This is a genomic window from Rhodobacter sp. SY28-1 (assembly GCF_005222785.1).
Taxonomy (GTDB): Bacteria; Pseudomonadota; Alphaproteobacteria; order Rhodobacterales; family Rhodobacteraceae; genus Tabrizicola.
This window is the reverse complement of sequence record NZ_STGH01000002.1, coordinates 148,038-174,539: the sequence shown is the minus strand read 5'-3', so window position 1 is coordinate 174,539 and position 26,502 is coordinate 148,038. Positions and strand designations below refer to the sequence as shown.

Below are 26,502 nucleotides of genomic sequence, written 5' to 3'. Positions count from 1 at the left end.
TTTCTGACCGAATGGTCAAATTCAGGGATCGGGGCGTTCCTGGCCGAGGGTCGCCCAAGGCTTGCCGGTTCCAGTGTCGGGCAGGTTGGGATCAGCCTCGCCCCGCAGGATCAGGGTCTTGGCCATGAACAGCGCCGAGATGGGCGCAGTGAGCAGGAGGAAGAGGGTGATGAGACCCTCTTGCCAGCTGATCTGGCCCTGGCCCAGCATATCGAGCGCCGAGACCAGCAGCGCCGCGCCGACGCCAATGGTGGTGGCCTTGGTCGGCGCATGCAGGCGCTGCATGGGCCGGGGCAGGCGGAGGAGGCCGTAGGAACCGACGAGGGCGAAGATGCCGCCGCCAAAAAGGATCGCGGAGAGGAAGAGTTCGAGGGCAAGGGCGGTGGTCATTCGATGATGCTCCCGCGCAGAAGGTACTTGCAGTAGGCGACGGTGCCGACAAAGCCGGTCAGGGCGAAGAGCACCGCGACTTCGAGGTAAAGCCCGGTGCCCGCCCAGATACCATAGGCGACGACAAGGGCGATGACGTTCACGGTCATCGTGTCGAGGGTCAGGATGCGGTCGGTCACGGTGGGCGCGGTGAACAGACGCCAGAGGTTCAGGATCAGCGCAAGGGCGATGCTGCCGACGAAGAAGCCGAGGGCATAGGACAGGATCATTCGAAAATCCTTTTCAGCCGGGATTCGTAGCGGGCCTTGATGTCGTCGCGCACGGCATCTGGGTCCGGGGCGTGCAGCGAATGGACGAGGAGCGCGCGGCCACAGGCCGACATGTCGGCGGTCAGCGTGCCGGGGGTCATGGTGATGGTTCCGGCGAGGAGGCTGATCGCCTCGGGCGAGTGCAGGTCGAGGGGCACGGTGACCCAGTTCGACTGGATCTTGTCGCGCGGCGTGAAAAGGACGATGCGGGCGACCTGGAAGTTGGCGACGATCACGTCCCACATGACCAGAAGGCTGTAGGCGGCAAGGCTGAAGGGGCGCTTGACGCGCGGGCGGTCGGGCCACCAGGCCGAGGTCAGAAGCGGGATCACCGTGCCGAGGATGATGGCCATCACAAGGCTGCCGACCTTCCACTGGTTGACCAGAAGGAACCACAGGACGATCAGGGTTAGCGTCAGGTAGGGGTGGGGGAAGAGGCGCTTCATTGTCCTGCCCCCAGCTTGTTGGCCGCGATATAGGCTGCCGGATCGGCCAGGCTGTTGGCGGTGTCGGTCAGCCAGCCGGTGATCGGGCCAGCAAGGACCGTCAGGGCGGCAAGCAGGGTCAAGGCCGCGAAGGTCGCCGCAAAGGCCAGGGGTTCGCGGACGGGCTCGTCCGGGTCAGGGTCCAGAGCGCTGGCCTTCCAGAACACCAGCGACCCGGCGCGGGCTAGGCCGAGGATCATCAGGAACGAGGATACGAGGACCACCGACCAGACCAGCGGGGCCTGATCGCGGAAGGCGTCGAGGATCAGAAGCTTGCCGATGAAGCCAGACAACGGCGGCATCCCGGCGATGGCCACGGCCGCAGCCATGTAGAGCGCGGAGATCAGCCCGGACTGGGCGATGGCGGGAGCCGTTTCGGTCAGGCGCAAATGGGCGCGGTGGCGGGTGACAAGATCTGCGACCAGGAACAGGGCCGCGGTCGCCAGGGTGGAGTGCAGGATGTAGTAGAGCGCGGCCGCCGTCGTTTGCGGCGTGAAGGCCGAGATGGCGAGGAAGGCCGTCCCCATCGAGGCGATACCCGCGAAAGCCGCGAGGCGGGGCAGGGTATTGGCGCCAAGGACCCCCACCGCTCCGACAAGGAGGGTGACCAGCGCGGCGGGCTGGATCAGGTCTTGCAGAAGCGGGCCGGTGGCGGGAAGGCTTTCGGGGAAGATCAGCGTGCCCGCGCGCAGGGTGGCATAGGCGCCAATCTTGGTCATCACGGCGAACATCGCGGCGACGACTCCGGGGCTGTTGGCATAGGTCCCGGGCAGCCAGAACTGCAGCGGCACAAGGGCGCCCTTGATGGCGAAGACCAGGATCAGCATGACGGCCGCCACCCTCAGAAGGGCAGTGTCGCCTTCGGGAAGTGTCGGGAGTTTCTGCGCGAGATCAGCCATGTTGAGCGTGCCGGTGACCCCGTAGAGGAGTGCCAGCGCGAAGAGGAACAGCGAGGAGCCGACCAGGTTGAAAGCGACGTACTGGATGCCCGCGCGGGTGCGGGCGGCGCCTCCGCCGTGGATCATCAGGCCGTAGGAGGCGATGAGCAGGACCTCGAAGAAGACGAAGAGGTTGAAGGCGTCGCCGGTCAGGAAGGCTCCGCCGATGCCCATCAGGAGGAACATGAGAAGCGGGTGGAAATGCGCGCCCTTGGCGTCCCAGCTCGAGCCGATGGCGTAGAGTGTGGAGATGAGGGCGAGGAGGGCGAGGAGCGCGACCATGAGCGCCGAGAGGCGGTCGAGGACCAGGACGATGCCGAAGGGGGCGGGCCAGTCGCCGAGGAAATAGGCCTCGGAGCCGTGCAGGGTGGCCGACCAGAGAAGCGCAACGGCGACGGCGTTCAGTGCCAGGATCGTGGCGAGGCTCGCGATGCGTTGCAGGGACAGTTGGCCGCGCAGGCCGATCACCATCAGGGCGGCGACGAGGGCAGGCAGGGCGACGGGGGCGATGATCCAGTGGCTCATTTGGCGTCCCCGTCTTCCGCGGCATCGAGGTCGATCCGGTCGTGCCCTGCGGACAGGTAGCCGCCGATGGCCATGATCATGATGACGGCCGTCATCCCGAACGAGATCACGATGGCGGTCAGGACCAGGGCCTGAGGCAGGGGGTCGGCATAGGGTTCGGGGGTGCCGATGATGGGGGCGGCGTTCAGCGTCAGGCGGCCCGATACAAAGAGGAACAGGTTCACCGCATAGGACAGGAAGGTCAGGCCCAGGATCACCGGGAAGGTCCGCAGGCGCAGTGTCATGTAGATGCCGACGGCGGTCAGGGTGCCGATGGCGATGGCGACGAGGAGTTCCATCAGGTGCCCTCCTCGATGTCATAGGCCCGGGTGTTCGCCCCTTCCCCGGTGCGCAGGGCCAGGCGCGACAGCGAGGCCAACGCCAGCAGGATCGCGCCGAGGACGCAGAGGAAGACGCCTAGGTCGAAGATTGCGGCGGTGGCGACTTCGAATTCCTCCAGCGGCCAGAGATGGACGTATTCGTAGCCCGAGGTCAGGAACGGCAGGCCAAGGAACCAGGGGCCGATCCCGGCCAGCGACGCGATCAGGACGCCCCAGCCGATCAGCGCGTGGTGGTCATAGCGCTGGCGGGCGTGGCTCCAGTCATAGCCCGAGGCCATGTATTGCATCAGGTAGGCGATGGCAAAGACAAGGCCCGCGACGAAGCCGCCGCCCGGCAGGTTGTGGCCGCGCAGGTAGATGTAGACGCCCACCATCATCGCCATTGGCAGCAGGAGACGGGTGGAGACGACCAGCATCATCGGGTGGCGGTCACCGGATTCCGCTTGCCGCGGCTGCGCGGCGAGGCGGCGGTTGACGGTCGCGTCGTGCAACAGGGTGCGCGACAGCGCGAAGATCACCAGCGCGGCGATGCCAAGGACGATGATCTCGCCGAAGGTGTCATAGCCGCGGAAGTCGACGATGATGGTGTTGACGGCATTGGTCCCCCCCGCGCCCGGTTTCGACTGGGCAAGGTGGAAATGCGAGATCGGATCGAAAGCGGGGCCGCGCGTCATCATCGCGTAGGCCAGCCCGCCGATGCCGATCCCGGCGATCCCGGCGATGCCTGCGTCGCGCAGGCGGCGCGGGACGGTGCTTTCGACGGGAGTCTCTTTCGGCAGGAAATGGAGCGCCAGAAGCATCAGGAGGATGGTCACCACTTCGACCGACAGCTGGGTCAGGGCAAGGTCGGGGGCCGAGAACAGCATGAAGAGCGGGGCAATGAGCAGGCCCACGACCCCGGTCAGGATCAGTGCGACCAAGCGGTTGCGGTGCAGGAACGGGGTGACGAGGGCGGCAATCACCATGACCGCCCAGACGATGGCCGTGACGGGGGTGACTGGCAGCGTCGGCCGAGATCCGGCAAGGTGGGACCCGCCGTCGAAGGCCCAGTACGCGGCCCCGGCGATGGCCAGGACGGCCAGCACCAGCGAGCGGGCGAAGCCGCCGTTGTGCAGGCCTTCGGTCACGCTGCGGGACAGGGCGGCCAGCGGTTCGACGATACCGTCGAAGATGCGCTTGGCCTCGGGGCGCGGGGTGGCGTCCCACATCGCCCGGAGGCGTGGATAGGCGCCAAGCATCACCAGCCCGCCGCCGATGGCCGCCAGCGACATCCAGAGCGCGGGGGCGTAAAGCCCGTGCCAGTGCGAGATGTGCACATGGACCGCCTCGCCGGTCACCGCGCTGGCGGCGACATCGACCAGCCAGGCGGCGGTGGCCATGGGAACAAGACCAATGATGACGACGAGTGCAGCCAGCAGGCCGGGCGCGGCCCAGAGACCGAAGCCAGGATCATGCGGCTTGTGGGGATAGTCGTCGCGCACCGGGCCGAGGAAGCCATGAGCCAGGAAGCGGAATGAGTAGGCGACCGAGAACATCGCGCCGATGGTGGCCAGAAGACCCATCGCCCAGGGCGTGATCCAGGTGGTGTGGGCGGCCTCTTCCAGCATCAACTCCTTGGACAGGAACCCGTTCAGGGGCGGGATGCCGGCCATCGAGAGGCTGGCGAGGACCACGATGCCGAAGGTGATCGGCATCAGGGTGCGCAAGCCCCCGAGGCGGCGGAGGTCGCGGGTGTGCGCCTCGTGATCGACGATCCCGGCGGACATGAAGAGCGCGGCCTTGAAGGTGGCGTGGTTGATGATGTGGAAGACGGCGACGGTGGCGGCGGCCTTGGTGCCGAAGCCCAGAAGCATGGTGATCAGGCCAAGGTGGCTGACGGTCGAGAAGGCCAGAAGCGCCTTCAGGTCGTCCTTGAAGAAGGCGATCTTGGCGGCCATGACCATGGTCACGAGGCCAGCGGTCGAGACGATCCAGAACCATTCCGGCGTGCCTGCCAGCACCGGCCACATCCGCGCCATCAGGAACAGGCCCGCCTTCACCATCGTCGCCGAGTGCAGATAGGCCGAAACCGGGGTGGGGGCCGCCATCGCGTGCGGAAGCCAGAAGTGGAACGGGAACTGCGCCGATTTGGTGAAGGCGCCGAGCAGGATCAGGATCAGGGCGGGCAGATACCAGTCGGAGGCCTGGATCAGGTCCTTGTTTTCAAGGATCACGGTCAGGTCGTAGCTGCCGACGATGTTGCCCAGGATCAGCATACCCGCGATCATCGCCAGCCCGCCGCCTCCGGTGACTGCCAGCGCCATCCGCGCGCCCTGGCGGCCTTCGGGCAGGTGTTTCCAGTAGCCGATGAGGAGGAAGGAGCTAAGCGAGGTTAGCTCCCAGAAGATGAGCAAAAGCAAGATGTTGTCGGACAGGACGATCCCCACCATCGCCCCTTGGAACAGGAGGAGGTAGGTGTAGAACTGCCCCATCGGATCCGACTTCGACAGGTAGAAGCGGGCGTAAAGGATGATGAGAAGGCCGATCCCCAGGATCAGGCCCGCGAAGAGAAGGCCAAGCCCGTCGAGGAAGAAGGTGGCGTTGAGGCCGAGCGCGGGCAGCCAGTCGATCCGGGTCTGGACCACCTCGCCGCGCAGGACGGCGGGGGCCTGCAGAGCCAGAAGGAATAGAGCAAGCGCAGTGACCGCACCGGTGGCCGTGGCGCAGGCGGTGCGTCCGGCGCGTATCATCAGGCCGGGCAGAAGCGCACCAAGGAAGGGAAGCGCCGCAATCAGGGCTAGGGACATTCAGGCGGCTTCCTCGTCGTGGCGGCGGGTGCGGTTTCGCGTCGCGGCGGGTTTCGGCCGATTTTGGGCCTTTGGTCAAGGGTTTCAAGCCCCATGCGCCGAGATACCGCAGGTTTTCCTGCCGGAGGCCGTGCCCTGGGGGCGCAAGGCGGAACAGGATATGCGTTCCGCGGCGAGTATCTGGCAAAGGGCCATTGGAAGGAGTGGCGCTGGCTGAGCCTGGGCACCCTGCGCCCAAGGAGCCGGGTGCAAGGCTGGAAAGGGCGGCGGCAACCCCTCCCCGGACTGCCGCCGCGGCGAGGGTCAGACCGGCTCGGTCACGCCCTCGGGAAGTTTTGCGCCGGTCATGAAGGCGACGGCGTCGGACATTGAATAGTCCTTGGGATTGATCACGCACAGCCTGCGGCCCAGCCGGTGGATGTGGATGCGGTCGGCGACCTCGAACACATGCGGCATGTTGTGGCTGATCAGGATGATCGGGATGCCGCGTGCGCGGACATCACGGATCAGTTCCAGCACACGGCGGCTTTCCTTGACCCCCAGCGCGGCGGTCGGTTCGTCGAGGATCACGACCTTGGACCCGAAGGCGGCGGCGCGGGCCACGGCCACCCCTTGCCGCTGGCCGCCCGACAGCGTCTCCACCGCCTGGTTGATGTTCTGGATCGTCATCAGCCCCAGTTCGTTCAGCTTCTCCCGCGCGAACTTCTCCATCTTCGGGCGGTCGAGCTTGCGAAGGAGGCTGCCCATGATCCCGGGCGCGCGCAACTCGCGGCCCATGAACATGTTGTCGGCGATGGAGAGCGCGGGGGACATGGCGAGCGTCTGGTAGACCGTCTCGATCCCGGCAGCGCGGGCCTCGATCGGGGTCTTGAAGCTGACTTCGCGCCCGTCGAGGAAGATCTGGCCTTCGTCCGGGACCACGGCCCCGGAGATCGCCTTGATCAGCGTGGATTTGCCCGCGCCGTTGTCGCCGATCACGGCGAGGATCTCGCCGGGATACAGCTCGAAGTCGCAGTTGTTCAGCGCGGTGACCTTGCCGTAGCGCTTGGTCAGGCCTTTTGCGTTGAGGATCGGTTCCATCAGCCAGACACCTTTCTGATCCATTGGTCCACGGCGACGGCGAAGATGATCAGCACGCCGATGAGGAAGAAGGTCCATTGCGGGTCGGTGCCGACAAGGCGCAGGCCCATCTCGAAGACGCCAACGATCAGGGCGCCGAAGAACATGCCGACGATGCTGCCGCGCCCGCCGAAGAGGCTGATCCCCCCGATCACAACGGCAGTGATCGACTGGATGTTGCCAAGCTGGCCGGTCGAGGCTGTGGGCGAGACGGATCCGAAGCGGCCGATCATCACCCAGCCTGCGATGGCGCAGAAGAGGCCGGCCAGGGCGTAGACCTGGATCAGCACCTTCTTGGTCGGCACACCCGCCAGTTCGGCTGCATCCGGGTCATCGCCCGTGGCATAGACATGCCGCCCCCAGGCGGTGTTGCGCAGGACATAGGCCATGATGGCCACCAGCGCGATCATCAGGAAGACGGCGTAGAGGATCTTGACGCCCCCGGGTTCGATGGCATTGCCCCAGAAGCGCAGCGCCGGGGCCTGTTCCGAGATGTCGGACGAGCGGATCGTCTCGTTCGCGGAATAGATGAAGTTCGAGGCAAGCAGGATCTGCCAGGTCCCGAGCGTGACGATGAACGGCGGCAGGCGCAGTCGCGCGATCAGGAAGCCGTTCAGTGCACCCATCGCAGTGCCAAGTGCCAGGCCGATGGCGATGGCGACCGGGGCCGGGATGCCATAGCGGAAGGACATCTGGCCCATCAGGACCGAGGAGAACACGGCGATGGCGCCGACCGAAAGGTCGATGCCTGCGGTGAGGACGACGATGGTCTGGGCGCAGCCCAGAATGCCGACGATGGCGATCTGCTGCAGGATCGTCGACAGCGTTGCCGCCTTGAAGAAGTTGTCCGCCAAAAAGCCGAAGATGATCAGCGAGACGACCAGGACGATCATCGGCACCGCCGACGGCGTCTGGTGCAGCCAGTGCTGCAGCTTCTTCAGCGGACCCTGGTCTTCGTGAAACTCGGCCACCGTTTCGACGGCACCCTTGAGGCCAGCCTCATAAGTGCCGGAAACCGACTTTGCGTCATTGCTCATGCGTTCCCTCCCGAGGGCCCGCCTGCACTGGACGGGCCGGTTATGCGAAGGGCGGCGCGATGGCCGCCCTTGCACGTCAGCATGGGGTCAAGGCGGGCCGCAAATCAACTGCGGCGTTCGCCCAACGTGTCAGATCAGCCCCAGCAGAGCTCGGTGCCCTTGGTGGTGTCGATCGACTCGACGCCTTCGACCGGCTTGTCGGTGATCAGCGCCACGCCGGTGTCGAAGAAGGCCTTGCCTTCGGTCGGAGCCGGCTTGGTGCCGTCCGCGGCGAACTTGGCGATGGCTTCGATTCCGAGCGACGCCATCAGCAGCGGATACTGCTGCGAAGTTGCGCCGATGACGCCGTCCTTGACGTCTGCGACGCCCGGGCAGCCGCCGTCGACCGAGACGATCAGCACGCCTTCCTTGCCAGCGGCTTTCAGCGCCTCGAAGGCACCGGCGGCCGACGGCTCGTTGATCGTGTAGACGACGTTGATGTCCGGGTCCTTGGCCAGCAGGGCTTCCATCGCCTTCAGGCCGCCTTCTTCATTCCCGGCGGTGACTTCGTTGCCGACGATGCGCGGGTCGGTCTCGTCGCCCCACTTGTTGATGTCGACGGTGTCGATGCCGAAGCCGGTCAGGAAGCCCTGGTCGCGCAGGACGTCGACCGACGGCTGCGAGATGGCAAGGTCAAGCATCGCGATCTTGGCGTTCGCGGCCGCGTCGCCCAGCGTCGCCTTGGCCCACTGGCCGATCAGGAGGCCCGCCTGGAAGTTGTCGGTGGCAAAGGTCGCATCGGCCGCGTCGATCGGATCGAGCGGGGTGTCGAGCGCGATCACCAGAACACCGGCGTCGCGGGCGGCCTTGACCGAATCGACGATGGCCTTGGTGTCCGAGGCGGTGATCAGGATGCCCTTGGCGCCGTCGGCCACACAGGCCTCGACCGCCGCGACCTGGCTTTCGTGGTCGCCGTCGATCTTGCCTGCATAGGACTTGAGGGTCACGCCCAGCTCGGCCGCCTTGGCTTCGGCGCCTTCCTTCATCTTCACGAAGAAGGGGTTGGTGTCGGTCTTGGTGATCAGGCAGGCCGAGACGCCGTCCTGCGCCGAAGCGACGCCAGCCGACAGCGCAAGTGCGCCTGCGCCCAGAAGGGCTTTGGTGATGACTTTCATGGTCTTCCTCCCAAGTGGGGGCATTTTTGCCCCCGTTTCAGAAATTCACGCGCCAGGCTGGAGAGCCTTGCGACGCTGCTCAGAAAAGCCGATTCCATCGCTCACGTCAAGATAATTAAATCACTCTGATTTATTATTGACAGGAGACGGATCGCTCGCCAGTCTGCATCAGATTGTCCGGGGCGTGGCTGCGCCGTGGGGACGAATCCGGCGCACCTGCAAGGAGGGGAGGCCCGCATGCTCATCGGTATACCGCCCTTGCTGGGGCCGGACTTCCTGGCCGTGCTGCGGGCAATGGGGCACGGCGACGAGATCGCCATCGTGGACGGCAACTACCCGGCCGCCGACCACGCGCGGCGCCTGGTCCGGGCCGATGGCCATGGGCTGCTGGCGGTGGCCGAGGCGGTGCTGACGGTGATGCCTCTGGACCGCGCGGTCCCGGCTGCCCTGTTTCGCGCCAGCCTGAACAACGACCCGGTGCAAGCCGCCGGGATTCATCGCCAGATCGATGCGCTTTTCGCGCGCATGGCGCCGGGGATGAAAGTGGTTCCCCTGTCTGGCGAGGCGCTCTATCCGCGCATCCGGGCCGCGCATGCGATCGTGGCAACCAGCGAGACGGCGCTGTTTGCCAATGTCATCCTGCGCAAGGGCGTGATCGGGGCCTGAGGGGGGCAGAGCGGATGCAGGACTCCTCACCCGACCGTAGCCCCGCTGAAGGCTCTGTCCTGCGCGGCACCAACCAGTCCGGCATGCGCGATCACAACGAAAGGCTGGTGTTGTCGCTGGTCCGCCAGAACGGGGCGCTGCCCAAGTCCGACATCGCGCGGATGACGGGGCTTTCGGCGCAGACGGTCAGCGTCATCATGCGCGGGCTGGAGGACGAGGGCCTGCTGGAACGGGGCGAACCCGTGCGGGGCCGTGTCGGCCAGCCCTCGATCCCGATGTCCCTGGCGGCGGAGGGGGCGTTCTTCTTCGGTCTCAAGCTGGGGCGACGCTCGGCCGACCTGGTGCTGACCGACTTCCGCGGACGGCTGCGCGCCGCGCGGCGGAAGGTCTACCGCTATCCGACACCTGATGCGGTGGTGGGGTTTGTCCGTGACGCGGCCCCGGCGCTGGCGGGAGAATTGCCTCCGGCGTTGCGGGGGCGGATCATGGGGATGGGCGTGGCGATGCCGTTCCAGCTGTGGAACTGGGTCTCCGTCCTCGGGGTCCCGCAGGAAGAAATGGATGCCTGGCGGTTCCGCGACCTTGGAGCCGAGCTTGGGGCCATCACCGGCCTGCCGGTCTATGTCCAGAACGACGCGACCTCGGCTTGCGGGGCGGAACTGATCTTCGGAACGGGGGAGCGGCCGAAGGACTTCCTCTACTTCTACTTCGGGACCTTCATCGGCGGGGGGTTGGTGATGAACGGCCAGCTTTACCTCGGCCGGACCGGCAACGCGGCGGCGGTGGGGTCGATCCAGGTGCCTGCGCCGGGCGGCGGGACGCGGCGACTGATCGACCTCGCCTCGATGTCGGTGCTGGCCGAGGCGATGGAGGCGGCGGGCGAGGGGTCCGATCACCTCTGGTCGCAGCATGACCGGTGGGAGGTGTCTTCCGCCGTGCTGGAACCGTGGCTGGATCAGGCCGCGGGGGCGCTGGCCCATGCGACGCTGGCGGCGGCGGCCTTGCTGGAGATCGAGGCGGTGCTGATTGACGGGTGGATGCCGGTCTCGGTGCGGGCCGAGATGGTGCGGCGGACGCAAGGGGCGCTTCTGGGGCTGGACCTGGCCGGGATCGAACCTCCGATGATCCGGGAGGGGACGGTGGGGGCGGATGCCCGGGCCCTGGGGGCTGCAGCGATCCCCTTGTCGCAGCGGTATCTGATCGACCAGAACGTGGCCGTGCGCGAGGGGTAGTGTCCACGGTGGACATTTTCTGATTTCGTTTTGGAATCAGGGGGATGGGCGTGGGCGTTTACCGGGTGTTAACCCGGGGTGAGGGGTGGGCGGGTGTGATGGCTTGGGATGCTGCCGGGCCGCTGGCAAGGAATCGCTTGGAGGCGTAGACTGATCCTGTCCGATCGAAGGGAGGGAGTGTGCCATGCAACTCAGTGCCCAACAGGTGACAGTGATGCTTCCGGTTCGTGATCTTGCCCGCGCGCGTGACTTTTACGAGCGAGCGCTGGCGCTGCCGTCGGGCGAGGAGCGGCCTGACGGAAAGGTGGTCTACCACTGCGGCGGCACCGAAATCGCGCTGTTCCCCAAGCCCGAGGGGACCAAGGCCGAACATACCGCGCTGAGTTTCCGGGTGGATGACATCCGGTCCTCGATTGCCGAGCTGGAGGGCCGGGGCGTGGTCTTCGCGGACTATGACCTGCCGGGGTTCAAGACGGTGGAGCATGTCTGCGTCCTGGGGTCCGAGAAGGCGGCCTGGTTCAATGATCCCGAGGGCAATATCCTGTGTTTGCATGAGGATATTGCTTAGCGGGCGGTCTGGCGGGGAGCCTTGTGGCTGGCGACCGGGGGTTTCACACCCCCGGACCCCTGTGGGATATTCGGGAACAGGTGAATAGGAGCGAGGACCGCGCCTCTCTAGACCCCCGTCTTCCGGGGGTGTACGAATTGTAGAGGCTGTGCAAGCTGGAAGCCCGGCAGTTACTGCATTCCTAGGCAACAGAGTGGGCAGTCTCCGTGAAGTTCAGGGATGCAATCAAACAGGACTGGTGGAAGCTATTGGTCTGCTTTGCCGGCCTAGGCTATGCCATTTACAATGAACGCGGGGTGATTGCGTTCTTTGCCGTGGCCGCGATTGTCGCCTGGCCCTTCTACCGTTTGGGGAAGAAGGGCGACGAACGGGGCAGGTGGTAGTCGCGTCGGTGCGCTGTAGCGCACCCTACGATGGCGGCAACTCTTGATTGCACTGGACCCCGCATTCGCTGGGATGACAGGTGGTCTGCGGGATCAGACCTTGGCGAGATCCTCGAACAACCGCGCCACGCCCTCTGCGCCCGGATCGTTGTGCCCCTTGAGCTTGTCGGCGGCGAGGTAGCTCGCGCGGCCTGCCTTCGCGCGGGTCATCTGGGCGGTGGCATTCGCGCCCTCGCGGGCGGCTTTGGCGGCGGCGGCGACCCCCTGCGGGAGGGCGGCAAGGGCGGGGGCGAGGGCGTCGATCATGGTGCGGTGGCCGGGGGCGGCTCCTCCGACCTGCATCACGCGGTCCAGGCCTGCGGTCAACGCGCCGATCCAGGTTTTGCCGGAGGCGCTCGCGTCGCCTGCGGCGGCGAAGAAGATGGCGAGGAGGACGCCACTGGAGCCGCCCATGGTCTGCGACAGTTCCATGCCGATGGCGCGGTAAAGCTGGGTCGGGTCGGCGAGGGGGAGGCGGTCGAGGGCGGCGTGGAGGGCGCGGGCGGCTCCGGCCAGAGTGCTGCCTGTGTCGCCGTCGCCGGACTTGGCGTCCAACTGGTTCAGGTCGGATTCGATGGCGATGAGGGCCTTGCAGCAGCGCTCGATCAGGGCGCGGCGGGCGGGGTGGGCGCTGGGGACGGGCTGGATTGGGGCGAGGCCGTCGGGGAGCGGTTTTACGGCGACAGCGCCGAAGGGGGAGAGGCCGGGCCAGGCGTGGGGGGCGACGGGGGCGGCGAGGCTGGTCACCTGCGCGTGGTCGACGGGGAGGAGCGAGACGGAAAAACCGTGCATGTCGAGCGAGGTCATCAGCGGGGCCGGGCCGATCATCCATTTGACTTTTGCGCCCAAGGGGGAGCGGGCGAGTTCTTCGGCGAGGACGGACATCTCCAAGGGCGTGGTGGAGCCGAGGTTGTTGAGGAGGGCGACGTGGTCTCCCGGCCCGGTGTGGGGCAGGAGTTTTTCAGCCACCATCTGCATGGCCGACTGCGCGCCGGAGAAGTCGACCTGTTCGATCCCGGCTTCGCCATGGATGCCGAGGCCAAGCTCGGCCTTGCCGGCGCTGATGCGGTCTTCCTTGGGCGAGCCGGGGACGGTGCAGGTGTCCAAGGACATGCCGATGGAGACGGCGCCCTTGATGACGGTGTTGGCGGCGGCGGTGATGGTGTCGAGGTCGGCGCCGGATTCGGCCATGGCTCCGGCGATCTTGTGGACGAAGAGGGTTCCGGCGACGCCCCTTGCTTGCGGCAGGTCGGGAAGGGCGATGTCGTCGTCGACGATGACCATCGAGACCTTGAGGCCGAAGGCGCGGGCCCGTTCGGCGGCGAGGCCGAAGTTCAGGCGGTCGCCGGTGTAGTTCTTGACGATGAGAAGGCAGCCTGCCTTGCCGGTGACGGCGAGGATACCTGCCAGCACGGCATCCACCGAAGGCGAGGCGAAGACGTCGCCGCAGACGGCGGCGGTGAGCATGCCTTGGCCGACGAAACCGGCGTGGCTTGGTTCGTGGCCGGAGCCTCCACCGCTGACGAGGGCGACCTTGGAGCGGTCCCAGTCGGTGCGGATGACGACGCGGATGTGGGGGTAGCCGTCCAGCCTTGCGAGTTTCCCGCCGGAGGTTCTGAGGAGGCCGTCGATGGCTTCGGTGATCAGCGTCTCACGCGAGTTCATGAACTGTTTCATGGGGTTGGCCTTTCAGATGCGATTGCCGGAGGCGTCGAACCAGAGGGGGTTGTGGGGGCGAATATGGAGGGTTTCGCCGGGTTTGAGGGCGGTGTGCGGCTCGGTCAGGGTGATGAGGGCATGGGGGCCGAGGGAAAGATGCAGGCGGGTCTGGTCGCCGAGGTGTTCGACGCGGGTGATGGTGGCGGGTTGGCCATCTCCGACGTGGATATGTTCGGGGCGGAGGCCGATCTGGGCGGCGTTGGCTGGGGCGTTGCTGAAGGCCGAGGCGGGGAGGAGGTTGATGTGCGGCTGGCCGAGGCGGGAGGCGACGTAGGTGGAGACGGGTTCCTCGTAGATCTGGCGGGGGGTGCCGAACTGGACGAGTTTGCCGTGATCCAGCACGCCGACGTGGGTGGCCATCGTCATCGCCTCGATCTGGTCGTGGGTGACGTAGAGGAAGGTGGCGTTGAGGTCATTGTGGATGCGTTTCAGCTCGATCCTGAGGTCGGCGCGGAGTTTCGCGTCGAGGGAGGAGAGAGGTTCGTCCATCAGGTAGATACGGGGGTTGCGGACGAGGGCGCGGCCGATGGAGACGCGCTGCATCTCTCCGCCCGAGAGGGCCGTGGCCTTGTTGTCGAGCTTGTGGGGAATGCGCAGGACCTCGGCGACCTCGGCGACGCGCTTGGTGATCTCGGCTTCGGGCATCGCGATCATGGGCGAGCGGAGGGGGAAGGCCAGGTTTTCGCGGACGGTGAGGTGGGGGTAGAGCGAGTATTGCTGGAAGACCATCGCAACGTCGCGCTGGGCGGGGGTGTCCTGCAGAACGCTAGCCCCGTCGATGCGGACGTCGCCCGCATCGGGTTTGTCGAGGCCGGCGATAAGTCTCAGCGTCGTGGTCTTGCCAGCTCCGGTGGGGCCGAGGAGGACGACGAAGGCGCCGCTGGGGATGGTCATCGTGACGTCCTTGAGGGCCTGGGTGGCGCCGTAGGACTTGGACAGGTGGGAGAGCTGGACCTCAGCCATGGAAGACCCCGGCGTTGGCGGCGGTGCGGATGGCGCGGCCGGTGGTGGCGTCGAAGAGCGAGAGGCGCGGAGTGTTGAGGGTGAGGCCGGTGAGGTCGCCAGGTTTCGCGGGGGTGGTAGAGGGGGTGCGGGCTTTCACGGGGCCGAAGGGGGTGGAGAGGGTGACGATCTGAGTGGTGCCGAGGTATTCGGTGGCTTCGATCCGGCCCTTGAGTGCGCCCGTGTCGGAGAGGGCAACGTGTTCGGGGCGGACGCCGAGGACCAAGGCGCCTGCCGCGGGTTCCTGCAGTTGGGGGAGGGGGATGGGGGTGTCTCCCAGGCTGACCTGTTCCGCGCCTGCGGTGGCGGTGCCTTCAAAGCGGAGGAAGTTCATCGCGGGGCTGCCGATGAAGTCGGCGACAAACAGGGTGGCTGGGTGGTCGTAGATGTCCTGAGGGGTGCCGAACTGCTCCACGACGCCGTGGTTCATCACCACGATCTTGTCGCCCATCTGCATCGCTTCCAGCTGGTCGTGGGTGACGTAGACTGTGGTCGCGTGCATGCGGTCATGAAGGGCGCGAAGCTCTTCGGCCATGATCTCGCGGAACTCGGCGTCGAGGGCACCCAGGGGTTCGTCCATCATGAAAGCCTTGGGGTTGCGCACGATGGCGCGACCAAGGGCGACGCGCTGGCGGTCGCCGCCAGAAAGGCCGCCAACGGGTTTGTCGAGCATGTGGTCGATGCGGAGGATCTTGGCGACCTCGGCCACCTTGCGCTGCACCTCGGCCCTTGGGACGCCTTGGGAAACAAGGGGATAGGCGATGTTCTTGCGAACGTTCATGTGCGGGTAGAGGGCGAACATCTGGAAGACCATGGCGATGTCGCGCTGGCTGGCGGGCTTTTGGCTGACATCTTCGCCGTCGATCAGGATCTCGCCGGAGGTCGGGAGTTCCAGGCCCGCGATCATCCGCAAGGTGGTGGTCTTGCCACAACCCGAAGGGCCGAGGAGCATGAAGAACTCACCGTCCTTGATGGTGAAGCTTGAGCCCTTGACGGCGGTAAACGCGCCGAATTCCTTGCGGAGGTTCTTGATGACGATTTCAGCCAATGGGGGTCTCCTGCCCGGCGCGGATAAGGTTGCCGTTGAGGTCGAGGAGCGCCAGTTCGCGCATGCCCCAGGGCTTGTCGGACGCCCGTTCCAGGCGAGGGATGCCGGTGGATGGAAGGCCGAGCGTCGCCCACTCGGCGTCAAGCGTGTTGATGTCGGACGGGCGCAGATAGGCGCCGTGGTCGCATTTGAAGGGGTCGAGGGTGGCATGGTGGAAGAAGTGAACCTCGGCCCCTTCGCGCTTCATCAGGAGGTAGGTGGCGTCGACGTAGACGGTGTGAAAGCCCAAGCGCTGCCAGAAGGCCTCGGTCTCGGCGATGTCGCGGGCGGGGAGGATGGGGGAGAGCTTTTCCAGCATCGGCTATTCCGGGAAGTGCGACACGATGATGAACATCACCGTGCCGATCAGGGTCACGAGGAAGGACCAGGTGTAGGCCCAGAGTAAGAAGGGTTGCATCAGCATCACCACGCCCAGGGCGATCAGGATGGTGGCGAGCATTTCCCACGGGCCACGGCGAAGGCGGAGGAGTCCGTCAAGAAAGGACATTGCTGCGCTCCGCTGGGGCCGAAAAATTTTCGGCGAAAATTTTTCTGGCGCTGGTCATTTGCGGACGGCTCCGAAGGTGATCCCACGCAAGAGGTGTTTGCGGAGGAGAATGGTGAAGATCATCACCGGCAGCAGGAACAGGGTCGCACCTGCGGCCACAGCGGGCCAGTCCTGGCCGCCGACGCCGATGATCGTGGGGATGAAGGGGGGCGCGGTCTGCGCGTTGCCCGAGGTGAGAAGGACGGCGAAGGCGTATTCGTTCCAGGCGAAGATGAGGCAGAAGATCGCGGTCGAAGCGATGCCAGTTGCGGCCTGCGGCAGGACGACTTTGCGGAAGGCCTGAAAGCGGGTGTAGCCGTCGATCAGCGCCGCCTCTTCGTATTCGCGGGGGATCTCGTCGATGAAGCCCTTCAGGAGCCACACGGCCAGCGAGATGTTCACGGCGGTGTAGAGGAGGATCATGCCGAGATGCGTGTCGCTTAGACCCAGTTCCCGGTACATCAGGTAGATCGGGATCGCGACGGCGATGGGGGGCATCATCCGGGTGGAGAGGATGAAGAACAGAAGATCATCCTTCAGCGGGACTTTGAAGCGGCTGAAGGCATAGGCGGCCAGCGTGCCGAGGAAGATCGACAGCGCGGTCGAGCCGAAGCCGATGATGACCGAGTTCATGAACCTTTCGCCGAAGCGCGAGGGGCCGGTGATGATGGTGCCCTGGCGGCGGGCGATTTCTTCCATCAGGCCGTCGGGCGGGGGGAGGGCTTCGAGTTCCGATACGGCGGGGCGGGTGCGGGTGGTGAAGAGGTTGACGTAGCCTTCGACCGTGGGGTCGAAGAAGACCTTCGGCGGATAGGATATCGAATCCGGCCCGGTCTTGAAGCTGGTGGAGATGATCCAGACGAGCGGCAGAAGGGTGATGATTGTGTAAAGCGTGACCAGGAGGCCTGCGGCCCACTTGGAGGCCTTCGAAGGTTCGGTGACGGAATAGGCGCTCATCTTTCTTTCACCTTGTTCAGGGCCTTCACGTAGATTGACGCAAGGCCGAAGACCGTGACGAACAGGATGATCGCGTAGGCCGAGGAATAGCCGGTGCGCCACTTCTCGAAGGCTTCGCGCTTGAGGTCGATGGAGGTGAGGAGCGTCTCGCTTCCAGGGCCGCCCCCTGTCAGCAAATTGACCATATCGAACATCTTGAAGTTCTCGATGCCCCGGAAAAGCACCGCCAACATGAGAAAAGGCAACACCATGGGCACGGTGATGGTCCAGAACTGCCGCCATTTCGAGGCGCGATCGACTTCGGCTGCCTCATAGATGTAGTCGGGGATGGAGCGGAGGCCCGCGAGGCAGATCAGCATCACAAAGGGCGTCCACATCCAGGTGTCGACGATGACGATCGACCAGGGGGCCAACCCACCGGGGCCGAGCATCGAGAAACTGGCGGCGGGGATGCCGGTGAAGAATTCGACGACGTAGTTCACCACCCCGATCTGCGGCTGGTACAGGAAGGTCCAGAAGTTCCCAACCACGGCAGGGGACAGCATCATCGGCAGGACGATCAGCGTGGTCAGCAGGTCGTTGCCTTTGAACTTTCGGTTGATGAGCCAGGCGAGGGTAAAGCCGATCAGGACCTGGAAGAAGATGGTCCAGATCAGGAAATGCGCCGTGGTGGTCATGTGCGACCAGATGTCTTCATCGGTCAGGATGCGTTCATAGTTGCGCAGACCGACCCATTTCACCTCGGCATTCGGCTTGTTGGCGGCGTAGTTGGTGAAGGACAGGCGGATCGTCCAGATCAGCGGGAAGATGTTGATTGCCAGCAGCAGGAAGATCGTGGGGGCCACGAAGATCCACGCGATGGCCCGGTCCGAAAGGCCGCGCACTTTGCGGGCAATCGTCGGCGGAGTGGCCTGTGCTGCGATGTCGATGGGGTTTGCCATGATCCGGGATCCGTGGGGGGATGCGCGCCCAGCCTACCCTCTTGCGGCGAAGAGGGAAGTTTCTTGAGGGTCACCCCTCTCCCATTTCGGGAGAGGGGCAGGGGTTTGGGGGTCAGAGCTTACCTTCGTCCTCGAAGACTTCGGTCCAGTCGGCGATCAGGCCGTCCAGGGCCTCTTTCGCGGTGCCGTTGCCGGCGACGACATAGTCGTGGAACCGCGCCTGCGACGCCTGGAGGAGCGAGGCATAGGACGGCTCGGCCCAGAAGTCCTTCACGATGGCCATGCTGTCCAGGAAGGTCTGGGCATAGGGCTGGCTGGTGGCGAAGGCCGGATCCTCGACCACGGCGCGGAGGCAGGAGAAGCCGCCCATCGACCACCACTTCTGCTGGACGTCCTGCTGGGCGAACCATTTGATGTAGGCCAGCGCCCCGTCCATGTTGTCGGTGTTGGCGACGACGCTGATGCCCTGACCGCCCAGCTGGGCGAAACGTTCGCCACCCGGACCGGCGGGGTTCACCAGGTAACCCGTCTTGCCGCCGCCGACGTTGGGGTCGACCTCGAAGCCGGGCCAGGTGAAGGCGAAGTTCATCTGCAGTGCAACTTGCCCCGATTTGTAGGCGTCGATGCCTTCGCCCATGTAGGTGTTCGAGGTGCCGGGGGCGACGCAGCAGTCGTAGAGGGACTTGTAGAATTCGAGCCCCGCGACCGAACCTTCGGAGTTGACGAAGCCTTCCATTTCGTAGGGCTTGTCGGGGTTGTCGTACTTGAAGCCGAAGCTGTAGAGCACGTCCATCGCGCCCATGGTGATGCCTTCGGACCCGCGCTCGGTGTAGATCGAGGCGCCGTAGACCGTCTTGCCGTCGATGTCGCGGCCCTGGAAGAACTCGGCGACTTCCTTGAGTTCGGCCATGGTGGCGGGGGGCGTCAGGTCACGGCCGGTCTTTTCCTTGAAGGCGGCCTGGATTTCGGGACGTTCGAACCAGTCCTTGCGGTAGGTCCAACCGACCACGTCACCGAAGGCGGGCAGCGACCAGTAGTTGGGCGTGTTCTTCGGCCATTCCGAATAGCCGGTCACCGTGGCGGGGACGAAGGCATCCATCGAGATGCCCTCTGCGTCGAAGAAGTCGTTCAGCTTGAGATACCAGCCGTTTTCGGCAGCACCACCGATCCACTGGCTGTCGCCGATCATCAGGTCGCACAGCTGGCCGCCGGAGTTGAGTTCGTTCAGCATGCGGTCGGCGAAGTTGGGCCAGGGGACGAACTCGAAGTTCATCTTGGTGCCGGACTGGGCCTCGAAGTCCTTGGACAGTTCGACCAGCGCGTTTGCCGGGTCCCAGGCGGCCCAGCAGAGGGTGAGTTCATTGGCCTGTGCATTGGCCTGAGCGGCCCAGACAAGCCCAAGCGCCGCTGTTGCGACGAGCGTCTTCCGTGACATGCAATCCTCCCGATGATGGTGATGGCGGACCCGTGCGGATGCCGGGCCTTCTTGAATTGCGGTCACGATAGGCACGAGGCGTGGCAGCTGGCAAGCATTTTTGAGGTGCGTACCTCATTTCCGATTGCGGACCTTGCTCAAAGCGATTTGAGGCTGTTGTCAGGCGGCTGTGCTGGTGGCTTCGGTTGCCGAATCGGGGGCGTCGGAGGGGGTGGGCGGCAGGTTTTCCCGCAGGAGAACCTCGATTCGAATCTGCTCCTGCCCCTCGTCCAGTGGCAGGTTGTCGACCTTGGCGCGCAGGACGCGCAGGGTGGAACGGGCCAGATGGCCGGGGTTCTGCGCAATGACTGCGGTGATCTCGCCTGCCTCAAGCGCCTTGCGGGTATGGGGGGTCAGTTCATGGCAGATCACGGTCAGCTTGCCGGAAAGTCCAAGCTCTTGAATGGCTTGCGTCAGGGCGCGGTGACCGTCGCCCATCGCGTAGATGCCGCGGACATCCGGGGCATTGGCCAGCATCTCGGTAACGACCTGGCGCAAGGTGCGCCCCGACCCGTGCGTTTCCAGCGACTGCAGGACCGAGACGCCGGGAAAGTCGCGCAGCATCACCTCGTCAAAGCCGCGCCTGCGTTCGATCATGTCGCGGGCCAGAAGCGAGGAGCCGATGACCATCACCTGACCGGGTCCGCCGCCGAGGAAGCGGCCCATCAGGACGCCCGCCGTGCGCCCGGCCGCGCGGTTGTCGGTGCCGATGAAATGGTCGCGCCCGGTATTCGGCAGGTCAGAGACCAGCGCCACCACCGGCAGACCCCTGGCGCGCAGCGATCGGACGGCATCGCGCAGCACCGGCGTTTCCGGCGCCATCAGGGCGACGCCGGCATACCCCCTTGCGGGCAGGTCCAGCAGCAGCGCCGCCAGCGCATGGGGGTCCTCGGGCGGAAAGCGATGCAGGCTAAGGTCGATGCGGGCGGTAGCGACGAGATGTCCCGCGTCCTGGAACGTGTCGGCAAGTGTTTGAACAAACTGGCTTTCCGTGTCTGGCAGGACCACGGCCATGCGGTAGGTGCGGCTGCGCGCAAGGTTCGCGGCGCTGAGGTCGCGGACGTAGCCGAGCCGAGAGATCGCGTCGTTCACCGCCTTGATGGTCTTTTCCCGCACGCCCGGGCGCGCGTTCAGAACCCGGTCGACGGTGGCAAGGCTGACCCCCGCTTCGCGCGCAATGTCGTTGACGGTTGGCCGCACGGCAGACCCCGAAGATGTGCTCCCAACTATCGACAGACCACTGAGGTACGTCAATCAGTTTGCGCGACCCGGTCAACGACGCGCCGGGCCGGAAGCGTGTCAGTCGACGTTGTTCCCGGCCCCGACGATGCGGGCAAAGTCGGGCTGGCCCAGGATCCCGCGCTTCTTCGAGGCCGCGAGCGTGTCATCGCCGAACCAGGTCGTCAAACCGAGGCTGACGCGGGTGACGTCATGGGCGCCGTGGTCCATGACCGTGTCGTTTGAGTACGAGCCACCGTCGAGCCCCACGCTCCACGCGAAGGGCTCGGCTGCGAACTGACGGGAGTATTTGACCCCCCAAGTTCTGGCGGTCATGTCGTAGCGGTTCAGGATGTTGTCCTGCTTGCCGTCGAAGAAGCCGACCTCGGCCTCGATCACCCGGGCGTCACCCAGCGTGTAGATCCCGGACAGCCGCACGAACTTGCCGTCGTGAAAAGCGTCGGTTTCGTCCGGTTCGGTGTCGTCGAACCGGCCGATCCGTCCAGCGAAAGCGAAATTGCCCGAAGGCGCCGGCGCCTTCCAGCGCGTAGAAGTCGAGGTCTGCGGTGTCGTCACCGCCGGGCCGGGTGCTGCCTTCGCCATACTGCGCGCCGAAGCTGCCGGAGATGTCCACGGATTCCGGGTTGCGGTCGAAGATCGAGTTGGCGTTGCCCTCGGTGTCGCCCTTCCCATACTCGATGCTCAGGTTGCCCCAGGTCAGAGTTTCGGCCGTGGCCGAGGTCGCAAGGGTTACGACCGCGCTGCGTTCTTCATGGCAGGTCTCCTCATGAACCTGAATGTAGGATTATCACAAACTATACGCATTTCATTTGCAGTATCATAGATTTGGGAACTTCTCGTAAAGTGGATGTGACCGGCGTGACATAGCGATCTGGTTGACGAGCACGGCGCGTTGCGGTTCGTTTTGCCCCGAGGATTGGGGAGAGACGCGATGCGCAGCCTGCTGCTTCTTGGCGACAGCAACACTCATGGGACAATGCCCTTGGCCGACCTGGGCATGTCCGACCGTTTTGGCCGCGATGAACGCTGGCCGGGGCGCCTGCGCAAGCTGTTGCCGGACTGGGAGGTGATCGAGGAAGGTCATCCCGGCCGGACGTCTGTGCATGACGACCCGGTGGAGGGTGCGCATCGCAATGGGCTGACAGTCCTTCCGGCGCTGCTGGAAAGCCACCGACCGCTGGATGTGGTGGCGGTGATGCTGGGCACCAACGATTTGAAGGAGCGGTTTTCGGTCAATGCCACGGACATCGCCCTTTCGCTTGAGCGGCTGGTGCGGGTGATCCTGGGCTCGGGCGCAGGGCCGGGGCAGGGCGCGCCTGGGGTACTGCTGATCTGCCCACCGCCGATCATCGAGGTGGGCTGTCTGGCGGGTATGTTCGCGGGCGGGGCGGCCAAGTCGCAGGCGCTTGCCGCCGAGGTGCGGAAGGCGGCCGCGCGAGTCGGCGTGCCGTTCCTCGATGCGGGCGAGGTGGTGACGGTATCGCCGATCGACGGCATCCACTACGATGCCGAGGCGAACCCGGCGCTGGCCGGGGCGGTCGCGGCGGCGATCAGGGCGCATTTCCCCTGAACCTGTCGGATTTCCGCTGGAACGGGGGCCTTTGCGGCCGCAAGATCAGGACAGGAGGCCAGGCCCATGACCCAGCACGATCCCTCGCTTGCCATCGCCGAGTTGCGCGCCAATGTCAGTGTGCCGTTCGAGCGGGCGCGGGCGATGCCGAAGTCGGTCTATACCTCGCCAGAGTTCGCCGAGGCCGAGCAGCGCCACATCTTCGCGCAGGACTGGCTGTGCGCGGGCCGGGCGGATGCGCTGGCGACCCCGGGCGACTACCTGACGATGGAGATCGGAGGCGAGCCGGTCATCATCCTGCGTGACCGGGAAGGGGCCCTGCGGGGGATGTCGAACGTCTGCCGTCACCGGATGAGCACTCTGCTGGAGGGCAGGGGGCATGTCAGGTCGATCGTCTGCCCCTATCACGCCTGGACCTACAACCTTGACGGCTCATTGCGGGGCGCCCCGGCGATGGCCCGCAACGAAGGGTTTTGCAAGGAGGACGTGAAGCTGCCCGCCGTCCGGGTCGAGGACTGGCTGGGCTGGATCATGGTCACGCTGAACCCCGAGGCTCCGCCGGTGGCGGAGCGGCTGGCGGGGGTTGAAAAGCTGGTCGGGCACCTGCCGATGGCCACCTACCGCGAAGTCTTCCGCGAAGATTTCCGCTGGGACACCAACTGGAAGGTCCTGGCCGAGAATTTCATGGAAAGCTACCACTTGCCGGTCTGCCATGCCGGGACCATCGGCGGGGCCAGCGATCTGAACCTGATGGAGTGTCCGCCAGGGGAAGAGGCGTTCAACTACCACTGGATCGTGAAGAACGACTCGGTGCCTTTGGCGCTGGCGCATCCGTCCAACACCGCGTTGCAGGGCGATGACCGGCGGATCACTTGGCTGCTGGCGATCTATCCGTCCCTGCTGATCACGCTGACGCCGGGGTATTTCTGGTATCTGTCGCTGACCCCGGATGGCCCGGGTTCGGTCAAGGTGCTGTTCGGTGGCGGGATGAGTGCGGAATGGATGGCCGACCCCGAAGCCCCGGCGCATCTGGCGGCGGTCAAGGCGCTGCTCGATGACGTGAACGTCGAGGACAAGGGCTGCGTGGAGCGGGTCTGGAAGGGCCTGTGCGCCGGGATGTCGTCGCCCGGTCAGCTCAGCCATCTGGAACGGCCGAACTACGATTTCGCGCGCTATATTGCGGGGCGGATGCCGTAGGCCGGGGTTGACCCCGGCGCGGACCGCGTCAGGTTAGCGCCCATGACGCAGACCGCCCTGATCGTGGCCCATGGCCAGCCGTCGGACCCCCGCCCTGCCGGGGCCGCGCTGGAGGCTTTGGCGCTTTGCGTGCAGGCCCTATTGCCCGACTGGGAGGTCCAAGCGGCAACACTGGCCGAGGACGGCGCGATGGCGCGGGGCGTGGCGGGACGGGCGGGGGGCGTCGTGTTCCCGATGTTCATCGCCGGGGGCTGGTTCACCAAGGTCCAGATCCCGAAAAAGCTGGCAGAAGCCAGGGCCGTAGGCTGGACCGTGCTGGAGCCATTCGGCTGCGACCCGGCCGTGCATGACCTGTGTGTGGCTTTGGCGCGCGAGGCGGGGGCGGACAGGGTGATCCTTGCGGCGCATGGGTCGTTCAAGTCCCCGGTCCCGTCCGACATCGCGTTTCATGTCGCGGGCCGGATCGCAGCAGAGGCGGGGGTTGCCGCCGAGGCCGGTTTCATCGACCAGGACCCGCAGTTGTCCAGCCTGACCGGCGGGGCAGGGGTGTGCCTGCCGTTCTTTGCGGCCGAGGGCGGGCATGTCAGCGACGACATCCCCGCCGCGCTGGATCGGTCCGGATTCACGGGCCGCATCCTGCCCCCCGTGGGGCTGGACCACCGGGTGCCCGGGATCATCGCGGCGGCGATCCTGCGCGGTGTGCCTGTCTGTGCTGGTGCTTGCCGCTGGGCGAAGGGTCAGATGGCCTGAACCGCGGTCAGTCGTGCTGCGGCACCTTGCCCGATGGCGCGCGGTAGGGCCGGGTCACATCGTCCAGCCGCACTTCCAGCGCCTCGACGTCGAGCGCAATCGCGCCGTCGCCGGCAAGGACAAAGGTCAGGCGGCCCGCACCATCCTGACCGGGCGTGAACTCCAGCGACAAGAGCGACAGGATCAGGTCCTTGTCGGCCCGGTCGAAGCCCTGCGTCTGCACCCGCAGCACATCCTCGACCACCATCACCGACCGCACCCGTTCATAGGCGCGGCCGACCTGCTCGGCCTGGGTCCGGTCTTCCCAGCGGAAACGGTTCAGCATCAGGGCAAAGCGGCGGCGCTTGGCGTCGTAGGTCAGTTCCGTCACCGGCAGGACGGCGTCCTGTACCAAGGTCGAGATGACCTTCAGGTCCTCGCCATCCTGGGCGATCAGCCGCAGCGGGCCTTCGCCGCCATCCTGGAACTTGGCGTCGCTCATGCCTGGATACGCTCGATATGCGCGCCGCAGGCCCGGAGCTTTTCCTCGACCCGCTCATAGCCGCGATCAAGGTGGTAAACGCGGGAGACGACGGTTTCGCCTTCCGCCGCAAGCCCGGCAAGGATCAGGCTGACCGAAGCGCGAAGGTCGGTCGCCATCACCGGGGCGCCCTTCAGCTTCTCGACGCCGGTCACCGTGGCCGTGCCGCCCTGCACGTTGATCCTCGCGCCCATGCGGATCAGTTCCGGGGCATGCATGAAGCGGTTCTCGAAGATCTTCTCTTCCAGCACGGAAGTCCCCTCGGCCGTGCAGAGCAGCGCCATCATCTGCGCCTGCAGGTCGGTCGGGAAGCCCGGGAAGGGTTCGGTCGTCACGTCCACGGCGCGCACGCGGCCGTTCTTGCGGGAAACCTTCAGGCCCCGGTTGGTCTGGGTCACCGAAACCCCCGCCGCATCCAGCTTTTCAGCGAAAGCGCCGACCAGATCCAGGGTGCCGCCGATGCATTCCACTTCGCCGCCACAGATCGCGGGAACCAGCATATAGGTGCCAAGCTCGATCCGGTCGGTCACCACCTGGTGCGTCGCCCCGCCCAGCCGGTCGGTGCCCTCGATGGTGATGGTCGATGTCCCCTCGCCCTCGATCTTCGCGCCCATCTTCTTCAGGCAGCGGGCCAGATCGACGATCTCGGGTTCCTTCGCGGCGTTCTTCAGGACCGTGGTGCCCTTGGCCAGCGTGGCCGCCATCAGCGCGTTTTCCGTGGCCCCGACCGAGACGAAGGGAAACTCGACGACTGCGCCCTTCAGCCGGCCGCCGGGGGCCTTGGCGCGGACATAGCCGTCGCGCAGGTCCAGTTCGGCGCCCATCGCCTCCAGTGCCTTCAGGTGCAGGTCGACGGGGCGCGCGCCGATGGCACAGCCGCCGGGCAAGGAGACCTCGGCATGGCCATAGCGTGCCAGCATCGGCCCAAGGACCAGGATCGAGGCGCGCATCTTGCGGACGATGTCGTAGTCGGCCTTGAAGTTGGTGATCGAGTGGCTGGAGAGCGCCAGCACCAGCCCGTCCTGCAGGCTGGCCACTTCCGCGCCCAGCGACTGCAGAAGCTGCGTCATCGTCCGGATGTCCGACAGGCGCGGGGCGTTGGTCAGCGTCAGCGGCTCGTCCGACAGCAGCGTGGCCGGCATCAGCGTGAGACAGGCGTTCTTCGCCCCCGCAATCGGGATCGCCCCCGACAAGGCCCCGTTGCCGCGCACCAGAATCGAATCCATCCGCCCTACTCCTTGTCCTCGGTTTCCCCGGCCGCGTCTTCGGCGGTCCGAGCCTTCGCCTGTGCCTTCCGCCGCGCCATATTGGCCTTAAGCGCCGCCTTCAGCCGGTCTTCCCGGGAAAGCGTTCGCTCAGGTTTCCGGGACTTTTCGCCAGGCGAGGGGTCCGAGGGGCTGCGCATGCGCAAGGCTTCTACCCCAAGGGCGCGGGTGGGTCCAGAGAGGGTCGGGATTCCCGCCAAATCCCCCTTGCGCCCCGTTTCGAT

At 65.7% G+C, this 26,502-nt stretch carries 29 protein-coding genes; 7 read left to right on the top strand and 22 right to left on the bottom strand.

All coding sequences use genetic code 11. The features are described from left to right. Positions 1–21: 21 nt before the first annotated feature. From E8M84_RS09865 to E8M84_RS09825, 9 genes are all read right to left on the bottom strand, one after another. Entirely contained in the window at positions 22–390 is a 369-nt protein-coding gene (locus E8M84_RS09865) for a monovalent cation/H(+) antiporter subunit G (protein WP_137111045.1), read from the bottom strand. Further along, positions 387–656, bottom strand: a complete 270-nt coding sequence (locus E8M84_RS09860) for a K+/H+ antiporter subunit F (RefSeq protein ID WP_137111806.1) — start codon at positions 654–656, stop codon at positions 387–389. Before E8M84_RS09860 ends, E8M84_RS09865 begins: the two co-directional genes overlap by 4 nt. Beyond that, positions 656–1,144, bottom strand: coding sequence for a Na+/H+ antiporter subunit E (locus E8M84_RS09855; protein WP_137111044.1), 489 nt, complete (start codon positions 1,142–1,144; stop codon positions 656–658). The genes E8M84_RS09860 and E8M84_RS09855 overlap by 1 nt, the downstream gene beginning before the upstream one ends. Next, entirely contained in the window at positions 1,141–2,646 is a 1,506-nt protein-coding gene (locus tag E8M84_RS09850; protein ID WP_137111043.1) for a monovalent cation/H+ antiporter subunit D, read from the bottom strand. Before E8M84_RS09850 ends, E8M84_RS09855 begins: the two co-directional genes overlap by 4 nt. Further along, a complete protein-coding gene (locus E8M84_RS09845; protein WP_137111042.1) occupies positions 2,643–2,984 on the bottom strand; it encodes a Na+/H+ antiporter subunit C in 342 nt (113 codons plus the stop codon). Before E8M84_RS09845 ends, E8M84_RS09850 begins: the two co-directional genes overlap by 4 nt. Continuing rightward, positions 2,984–5,812 (bottom strand): monovalent cation/H+ antiporter subunit A, encoded by a 2,829-nt coding sequence (locus E8M84_RS09840; protein ID WP_137111041.1) that lies wholly within the window; start codon positions 5,810–5,812, stop codon positions 2,984–2,986. Before E8M84_RS09840 ends, E8M84_RS09845 begins: the two co-directional genes overlap by 1 nt. 303 nt (positions 5,813–6,115) lie before the next feature. Next, positions 6,116–6,892 carry an ATP-binding cassette domain-containing protein gene (locus E8M84_RS09835; RefSeq protein ID WP_205914589.1) on the bottom strand — a complete coding sequence of 259 codons (777 nt, stop codon included), beginning with the start codon at positions 6,890–6,892 and terminating at the stop codon, positions 6,116–6,118. Next, positions 6,892–7,968 (bottom strand): ABC transporter permease, encoded by a 1,077-nt coding sequence (locus E8M84_RS09830; protein WP_137111039.1) that lies wholly within the window; start codon positions 7,966–7,968, stop codon positions 6,892–6,894. The genes E8M84_RS09835 and E8M84_RS09830 overlap by 1 nt, the downstream gene beginning before the upstream one ends. Before the next feature lie 134 nt (positions 7,969–8,102). Next, positions 8,103–9,122, bottom strand: a complete 1,020-nt coding sequence (locus tag E8M84_RS09825; RefSeq protein ID WP_137111038.1) for a sugar ABC transporter substrate-binding protein — start codon at positions 9,120–9,122, stop codon at positions 8,103–8,105. A gap of 237 nt (positions 9,123–9,359) precedes the next feature. Between E8M84_RS09825 and E8M84_RS09820 the strand changes: the two genes are divergently transcribed. The 4 genes from E8M84_RS09820 (at position 9,360) to E8M84_RS21430 (ending at position 11,971) form a co-directional block, all read left to right on the top strand. Beyond that, on the top strand, positions 9,360–9,788 hold the full coding sequence (locus tag E8M84_RS09820; RefSeq protein ID WP_137111037.1) for an RbsD/FucU family protein: 429 nt from the start codon (positions 9,360–9,362) through the stop codon (positions 9,786–9,788). Between the two features lie 14 nt (positions 9,789–9,802). Next, a complete protein-coding gene (locus tag E8M84_RS09815; protein ID WP_137111036.1) occupies positions 9,803–11,020 on the top strand; it encodes an ROK family transcriptional regulator in 1,218 nt (405 codons plus the stop codon). A gap of 184 nt (positions 11,021–11,204) precedes the next feature. Further along, on the top strand, positions 11,205–11,588 hold the full coding sequence (locus E8M84_RS09810) for a VOC family protein (RefSeq protein WP_137111035.1): 384 nt from the start codon (positions 11,205–11,207) through the stop codon (positions 11,586–11,588). Positions 11,589–11,794: 206 nt separating this feature from the next. Continuing rightward, complete coding sequence (locus tag E8M84_RS21430) at positions 11,795–11,971, top strand: hypothetical protein (protein ID WP_170971899.1); 177 nt, start codon at positions 11,795–11,797, stop codon at positions 11,969–11,971. Positions 11,972–12,064: 93 nt separating this feature from the next. On the opposite strand, the gene E8M84_RS09805 is transcribed toward E8M84_RS21430, so the two are convergent. The 10 genes from E8M84_RS09805 to E8M84_RS09760 all read right to left on the bottom strand — a co-directional run bounded on the left by E8M84_RS09805 (position 12,065) and on the right by E8M84_RS09760 (position 21,558). Beyond that, a complete protein-coding gene (locus E8M84_RS09805; RefSeq protein WP_137111034.1) occupies positions 12,065–13,687 on the bottom strand; it encodes a dihydroxyacetone kinase subunit DhaK in 1,623 nt (540 codons plus the stop codon). A gap of 12 nt (positions 13,688–13,699) precedes the next feature. After that, positions 13,700–14,692, bottom strand: a complete 993-nt coding sequence (locus E8M84_RS09800) for an ABC transporter ATP-binding protein (RefSeq protein ID WP_137111033.1) — start codon at positions 14,690–14,692, stop codon at positions 13,700–13,702. Continuing rightward, a complete protein-coding gene (locus E8M84_RS09795) occupies positions 14,685–15,779 on the bottom strand; it encodes an ABC transporter ATP-binding protein (protein ID WP_137111032.1) in 1,095 nt (364 codons plus the stop codon). The genes E8M84_RS09800 and E8M84_RS09795 overlap by 8 nt, the downstream gene beginning before the upstream one ends. After that, the gene (locus E8M84_RS09790) at positions 15,772–16,137 is read right to left on the bottom strand and encodes a VOC family protein (protein ID WP_137111031.1); all 366 of its coding nucleotides are present in this window, start codon (positions 16,135–16,137) and stop codon (positions 15,772–15,774) included. Before E8M84_RS09790 ends, E8M84_RS09795 begins: the two co-directional genes overlap by 8 nt. 3 nt (positions 16,138–16,140) lie before the next feature. Then, positions 16,141–16,278, bottom strand: a complete 138-nt coding sequence (locus tag E8M84_RS09785; RefSeq protein ID WP_240790344.1) for a hypothetical protein — start codon at positions 16,276–16,278, stop codon at positions 16,141–16,143. Between the two features lie 102 nt (positions 16,279–16,380). After that, complete coding sequence (locus E8M84_RS09780) at positions 16,381–17,322, bottom strand: carbohydrate ABC transporter permease (protein ID WP_137111029.1); 942 nt, start codon at positions 17,320–17,322, stop codon at positions 16,381–16,383. Then, a complete protein-coding gene (locus E8M84_RS09775; RefSeq protein ID WP_137111028.1) occupies positions 17,319–18,266 on the bottom strand; it encodes a carbohydrate ABC transporter permease in 948 nt (315 codons plus the stop codon). The genes E8M84_RS09780 and E8M84_RS09775 overlap by 4 nt, the downstream gene beginning before the upstream one ends. A 109-nt stretch (positions 18,267–18,375) precedes the next feature. Then, positions 18,376–19,698: an ABC transporter substrate-binding protein gene (locus tag E8M84_RS09770; RefSeq protein WP_137111027.1), complete on the bottom strand. Its 1,323-nt coding sequence runs from the start codon at positions 19,696–19,698 to the stop codon at positions 18,376–18,378. A gap of 159 nt (positions 19,699–19,857) precedes the next feature. Further along, a complete protein-coding gene (locus tag E8M84_RS09765; protein WP_137111026.1) occupies positions 19,858–20,937 on the bottom strand; it encodes a LacI family DNA-binding transcriptional regulator in 1,080 nt (359 codons plus the stop codon). 99 nt (positions 20,938–21,036) lie between these two features. Beyond that, positions 21,037–21,558 carry a hypothetical protein gene (locus E8M84_RS09760; protein WP_137111025.1) on the bottom strand — a complete coding sequence of 174 codons (522 nt, stop codon included), beginning with the start codon at positions 21,556–21,558 and terminating at the stop codon, positions 21,037–21,039. A 349-nt stretch (positions 21,559–21,907) separates the two neighbouring features. Between E8M84_RS09760 and E8M84_RS09755 the strand changes: the two genes are divergently transcribed. From E8M84_RS09755 to E8M84_RS09745, 3 genes are all read left to right on the top strand, one after another. Beyond that, a complete protein-coding gene (locus tag E8M84_RS09755) occupies positions 21,908–22,546 on the top strand; it encodes an SGNH/GDSL hydrolase family protein (protein WP_137111024.1) in 639 nt (212 codons plus the stop codon). Positions 22,547–22,612: 66 nt separating this feature from the next. Further along, positions 22,613–23,743 (top strand): SRPBCC family protein, encoded by a 1,131-nt coding sequence (locus E8M84_RS09750; RefSeq protein WP_137111023.1) that lies wholly within the window; start codon positions 22,613–22,615, stop codon positions 23,741–23,743. Between the two features lie 42 nt (positions 23,744–23,785). Then, the gene (locus tag E8M84_RS09745) at positions 23,786–24,493 is read left to right on the top strand and encodes a cobalamin biosynthesis protein CbiX (RefSeq protein WP_137111022.1); all 708 of its coding nucleotides are present in this window, start codon (positions 23,786–23,788) and stop codon (positions 24,491–24,493) included. A gap of 7 nt (positions 24,494–24,500) precedes the next feature. Here E8M84_RS09745 and E8M84_RS09740 read toward each other — a convergent pair whose 3' ends face one another. Genes E8M84_RS09740 through E8M84_RS21425 form a run of 3 tightly spaced genes read right to left on the bottom strand, consistent with a single transcriptional unit; the run spans position 24,501 to position 26,418 of the window. Beyond that, positions 24,501–24,974, bottom strand: coding sequence for a DUF2948 family protein (locus E8M84_RS09740; protein WP_137111021.1), 474 nt, complete (start codon positions 24,972–24,974; stop codon positions 24,501–24,503). After that, positions 24,971–26,239 (bottom strand): UDP-N-acetylglucosamine 1-carboxyvinyltransferase, encoded by a 1,269-nt coding sequence (gene murA / locus E8M84_RS09735; protein WP_137111020.1) that lies wholly within the window; start codon positions 26,237–26,239, stop codon positions 24,971–24,973. Before murA ends, E8M84_RS09740 begins: the two co-directional genes overlap by 4 nt. 5 nt (positions 26,240–26,244) lie before the next feature. Beyond that, positions 26,245–26,418 carry a hypothetical protein gene (locus tag E8M84_RS21425; protein WP_170971894.1) on the bottom strand — a complete coding sequence of 58 codons (174 nt, stop codon included), beginning with the start codon at positions 26,416–26,418 and terminating at the stop codon, positions 26,245–26,247. Positions 26,419–26,502: the final 84 nt, after the last annotated feature.

Excerpts from the sequence above, each read along its gene's own strand:
- E8M84_RS09785 (WP_240790344.1), bottom strand. The coding sequence starts at position 16,278 with ATGCTCGCCACCATCCTGATCGCCCTGGGCGTGGTGATGCTGATGCAA.
- E8M84_RS09865 (WP_137111045.1), bottom strand. The coding sequence starts at position 390 with ATGACCACCGCCCTTGCCCTCGAACTCTTCCTCTCCGCGATCCTTTTT.
- E8M84_RS09825 (WP_137111038.1), bottom strand. The coding sequence starts at position 9,122 with ATGAAAGTCATCACCAAAGCCCTTCTGGGCGCAGGCGCACTTGCGCTG.
- E8M84_RS09855 (WP_137111044.1), bottom strand. The coding sequence starts at position 1,144 with ATGAAGCGCCTCTTCCCCCACCCCTACCTGACGCTAACCCTGATCGTC.
- E8M84_RS09770 (WP_137111027.1), bottom strand. The coding sequence starts at position 19,698 with ATGTCACGGAAGACGCTCGTCGCAACAGCGGCGCTTGGGCTTGTCTGG.
- E8M84_RS09840 (WP_137111041.1), bottom strand. The coding sequence starts at position 5,812 with ATGTCCCTAGCCCTGATTGCGGCGCTTCCCTTCCTTGGTGCGCTTCTG.
- E8M84_RS09760 (WP_137111025.1), bottom strand. The coding sequence starts at position 21,558 with ATGGCGAAGGCAGCACCCGGCCCGGCGGTGACGACACCGCAGACCTCG.
- E8M84_RS09755 (WP_137111024.1), top strand. The coding sequence starts at position 21,908 with ATGCGCAGCCTGCTGCTTCTTGGCGACAGCAACACTCATGGGACAATG.
- E8M84_RS09740 (WP_137111021.1), bottom strand. The coding sequence starts at position 24,974 with ATGAGCGACGCCAAGTTCCAGGATGGCGGCGAAGGCCCGCTGCGGCTG.
- E8M84_RS09815 (WP_137111036.1), top strand. The coding sequence starts at position 9,803 with ATGCAGGACTCCTCACCCGACCGTAGCCCCGCTGAAGGCTCTGTCCTG.
- E8M84_RS09745 (WP_137111022.1), top strand. The coding sequence starts at position 23,786 with ATGACGCAGACCGCCCTGATCGTGGCCCATGGCCAGCCGTCGGACCCC.
- E8M84_RS09750 (WP_137111023.1), top strand. The coding sequence starts at position 22,613 with ATGACCCAGCACGATCCCTCGCTTGCCATCGCCGAGTTGCGCGCCAAT.
- murA (WP_137111020.1), bottom strand. The coding sequence starts at position 26,239 with ATGGATTCGATTCTGGTGCGCGGCAACGGGGCCTTGTCGGGGGCGATC.
- E8M84_RS09835 (WP_205914589.1), bottom strand. The coding sequence starts at position 6,892 with ATGGAACCGATCCTCAACGCAAAAGGCCTGACCAAGCGCTACGGCAAG.
- E8M84_RS09850 (WP_137111043.1), bottom strand. The coding sequence starts at position 2,646 with ATGAGCCACTGGATCATCGCCCCCGTCGCCCTGCCTGCCCTCGTCGCC.
- E8M84_RS09790 (WP_137111031.1), bottom strand. The coding sequence starts at position 16,137 with ATGCTGGAAAAGCTCTCCCCCATCCTCCCCGCCCGCGACATCGCCGAG.
- E8M84_RS09845 (WP_137111042.1), bottom strand. The coding sequence starts at position 2,984 with ATGGAACTCCTCGTCGCCATCGCCATCGGCACCCTGACCGCCGTCGGC.
- E8M84_RS09810 (WP_137111035.1), top strand. The coding sequence starts at position 11,205 with ATGCAACTCAGTGCCCAACAGGTGACAGTGATGCTTCCGGTTCGTGAT.
- E8M84_RS21425 (WP_170971894.1), bottom strand. The coding sequence starts at position 26,418 with ATGCGCAGCCCCTCGGACCCCTCGCCTGGCGAAAAGTCCCGGAAACCT.
- E8M84_RS09805 (WP_137111034.1), bottom strand. The coding sequence starts at position 13,687 with ATGAAACAGTTCATGAACTCGCGTGAGACGCTGATCACCGAAGCCATC.
- E8M84_RS09800 (WP_137111033.1), bottom strand. The coding sequence starts at position 14,692 with ATGGCTGAGGTCCAGCTCTCCCACCTGTCCAAGTCCTACGGCGCCACC.
- E8M84_RS09820 (WP_137111037.1), top strand. The coding sequence starts at position 9,360 with ATGCTCATCGGTATACCGCCCTTGCTGGGGCCGGACTTCCTGGCCGTG.
- E8M84_RS09830 (WP_137111039.1), bottom strand. The coding sequence starts at position 7,968 with ATGAGCAATGACGCAAAGTCGGTTTCCGGCACTTATGAGGCTGGCCTC.
- E8M84_RS09780 (WP_137111029.1), bottom strand. The coding sequence starts at position 17,322 with ATGAGCGCCTATTCCGTCACCGAACCTTCGAAGGCCTCCAAGTGGGCC.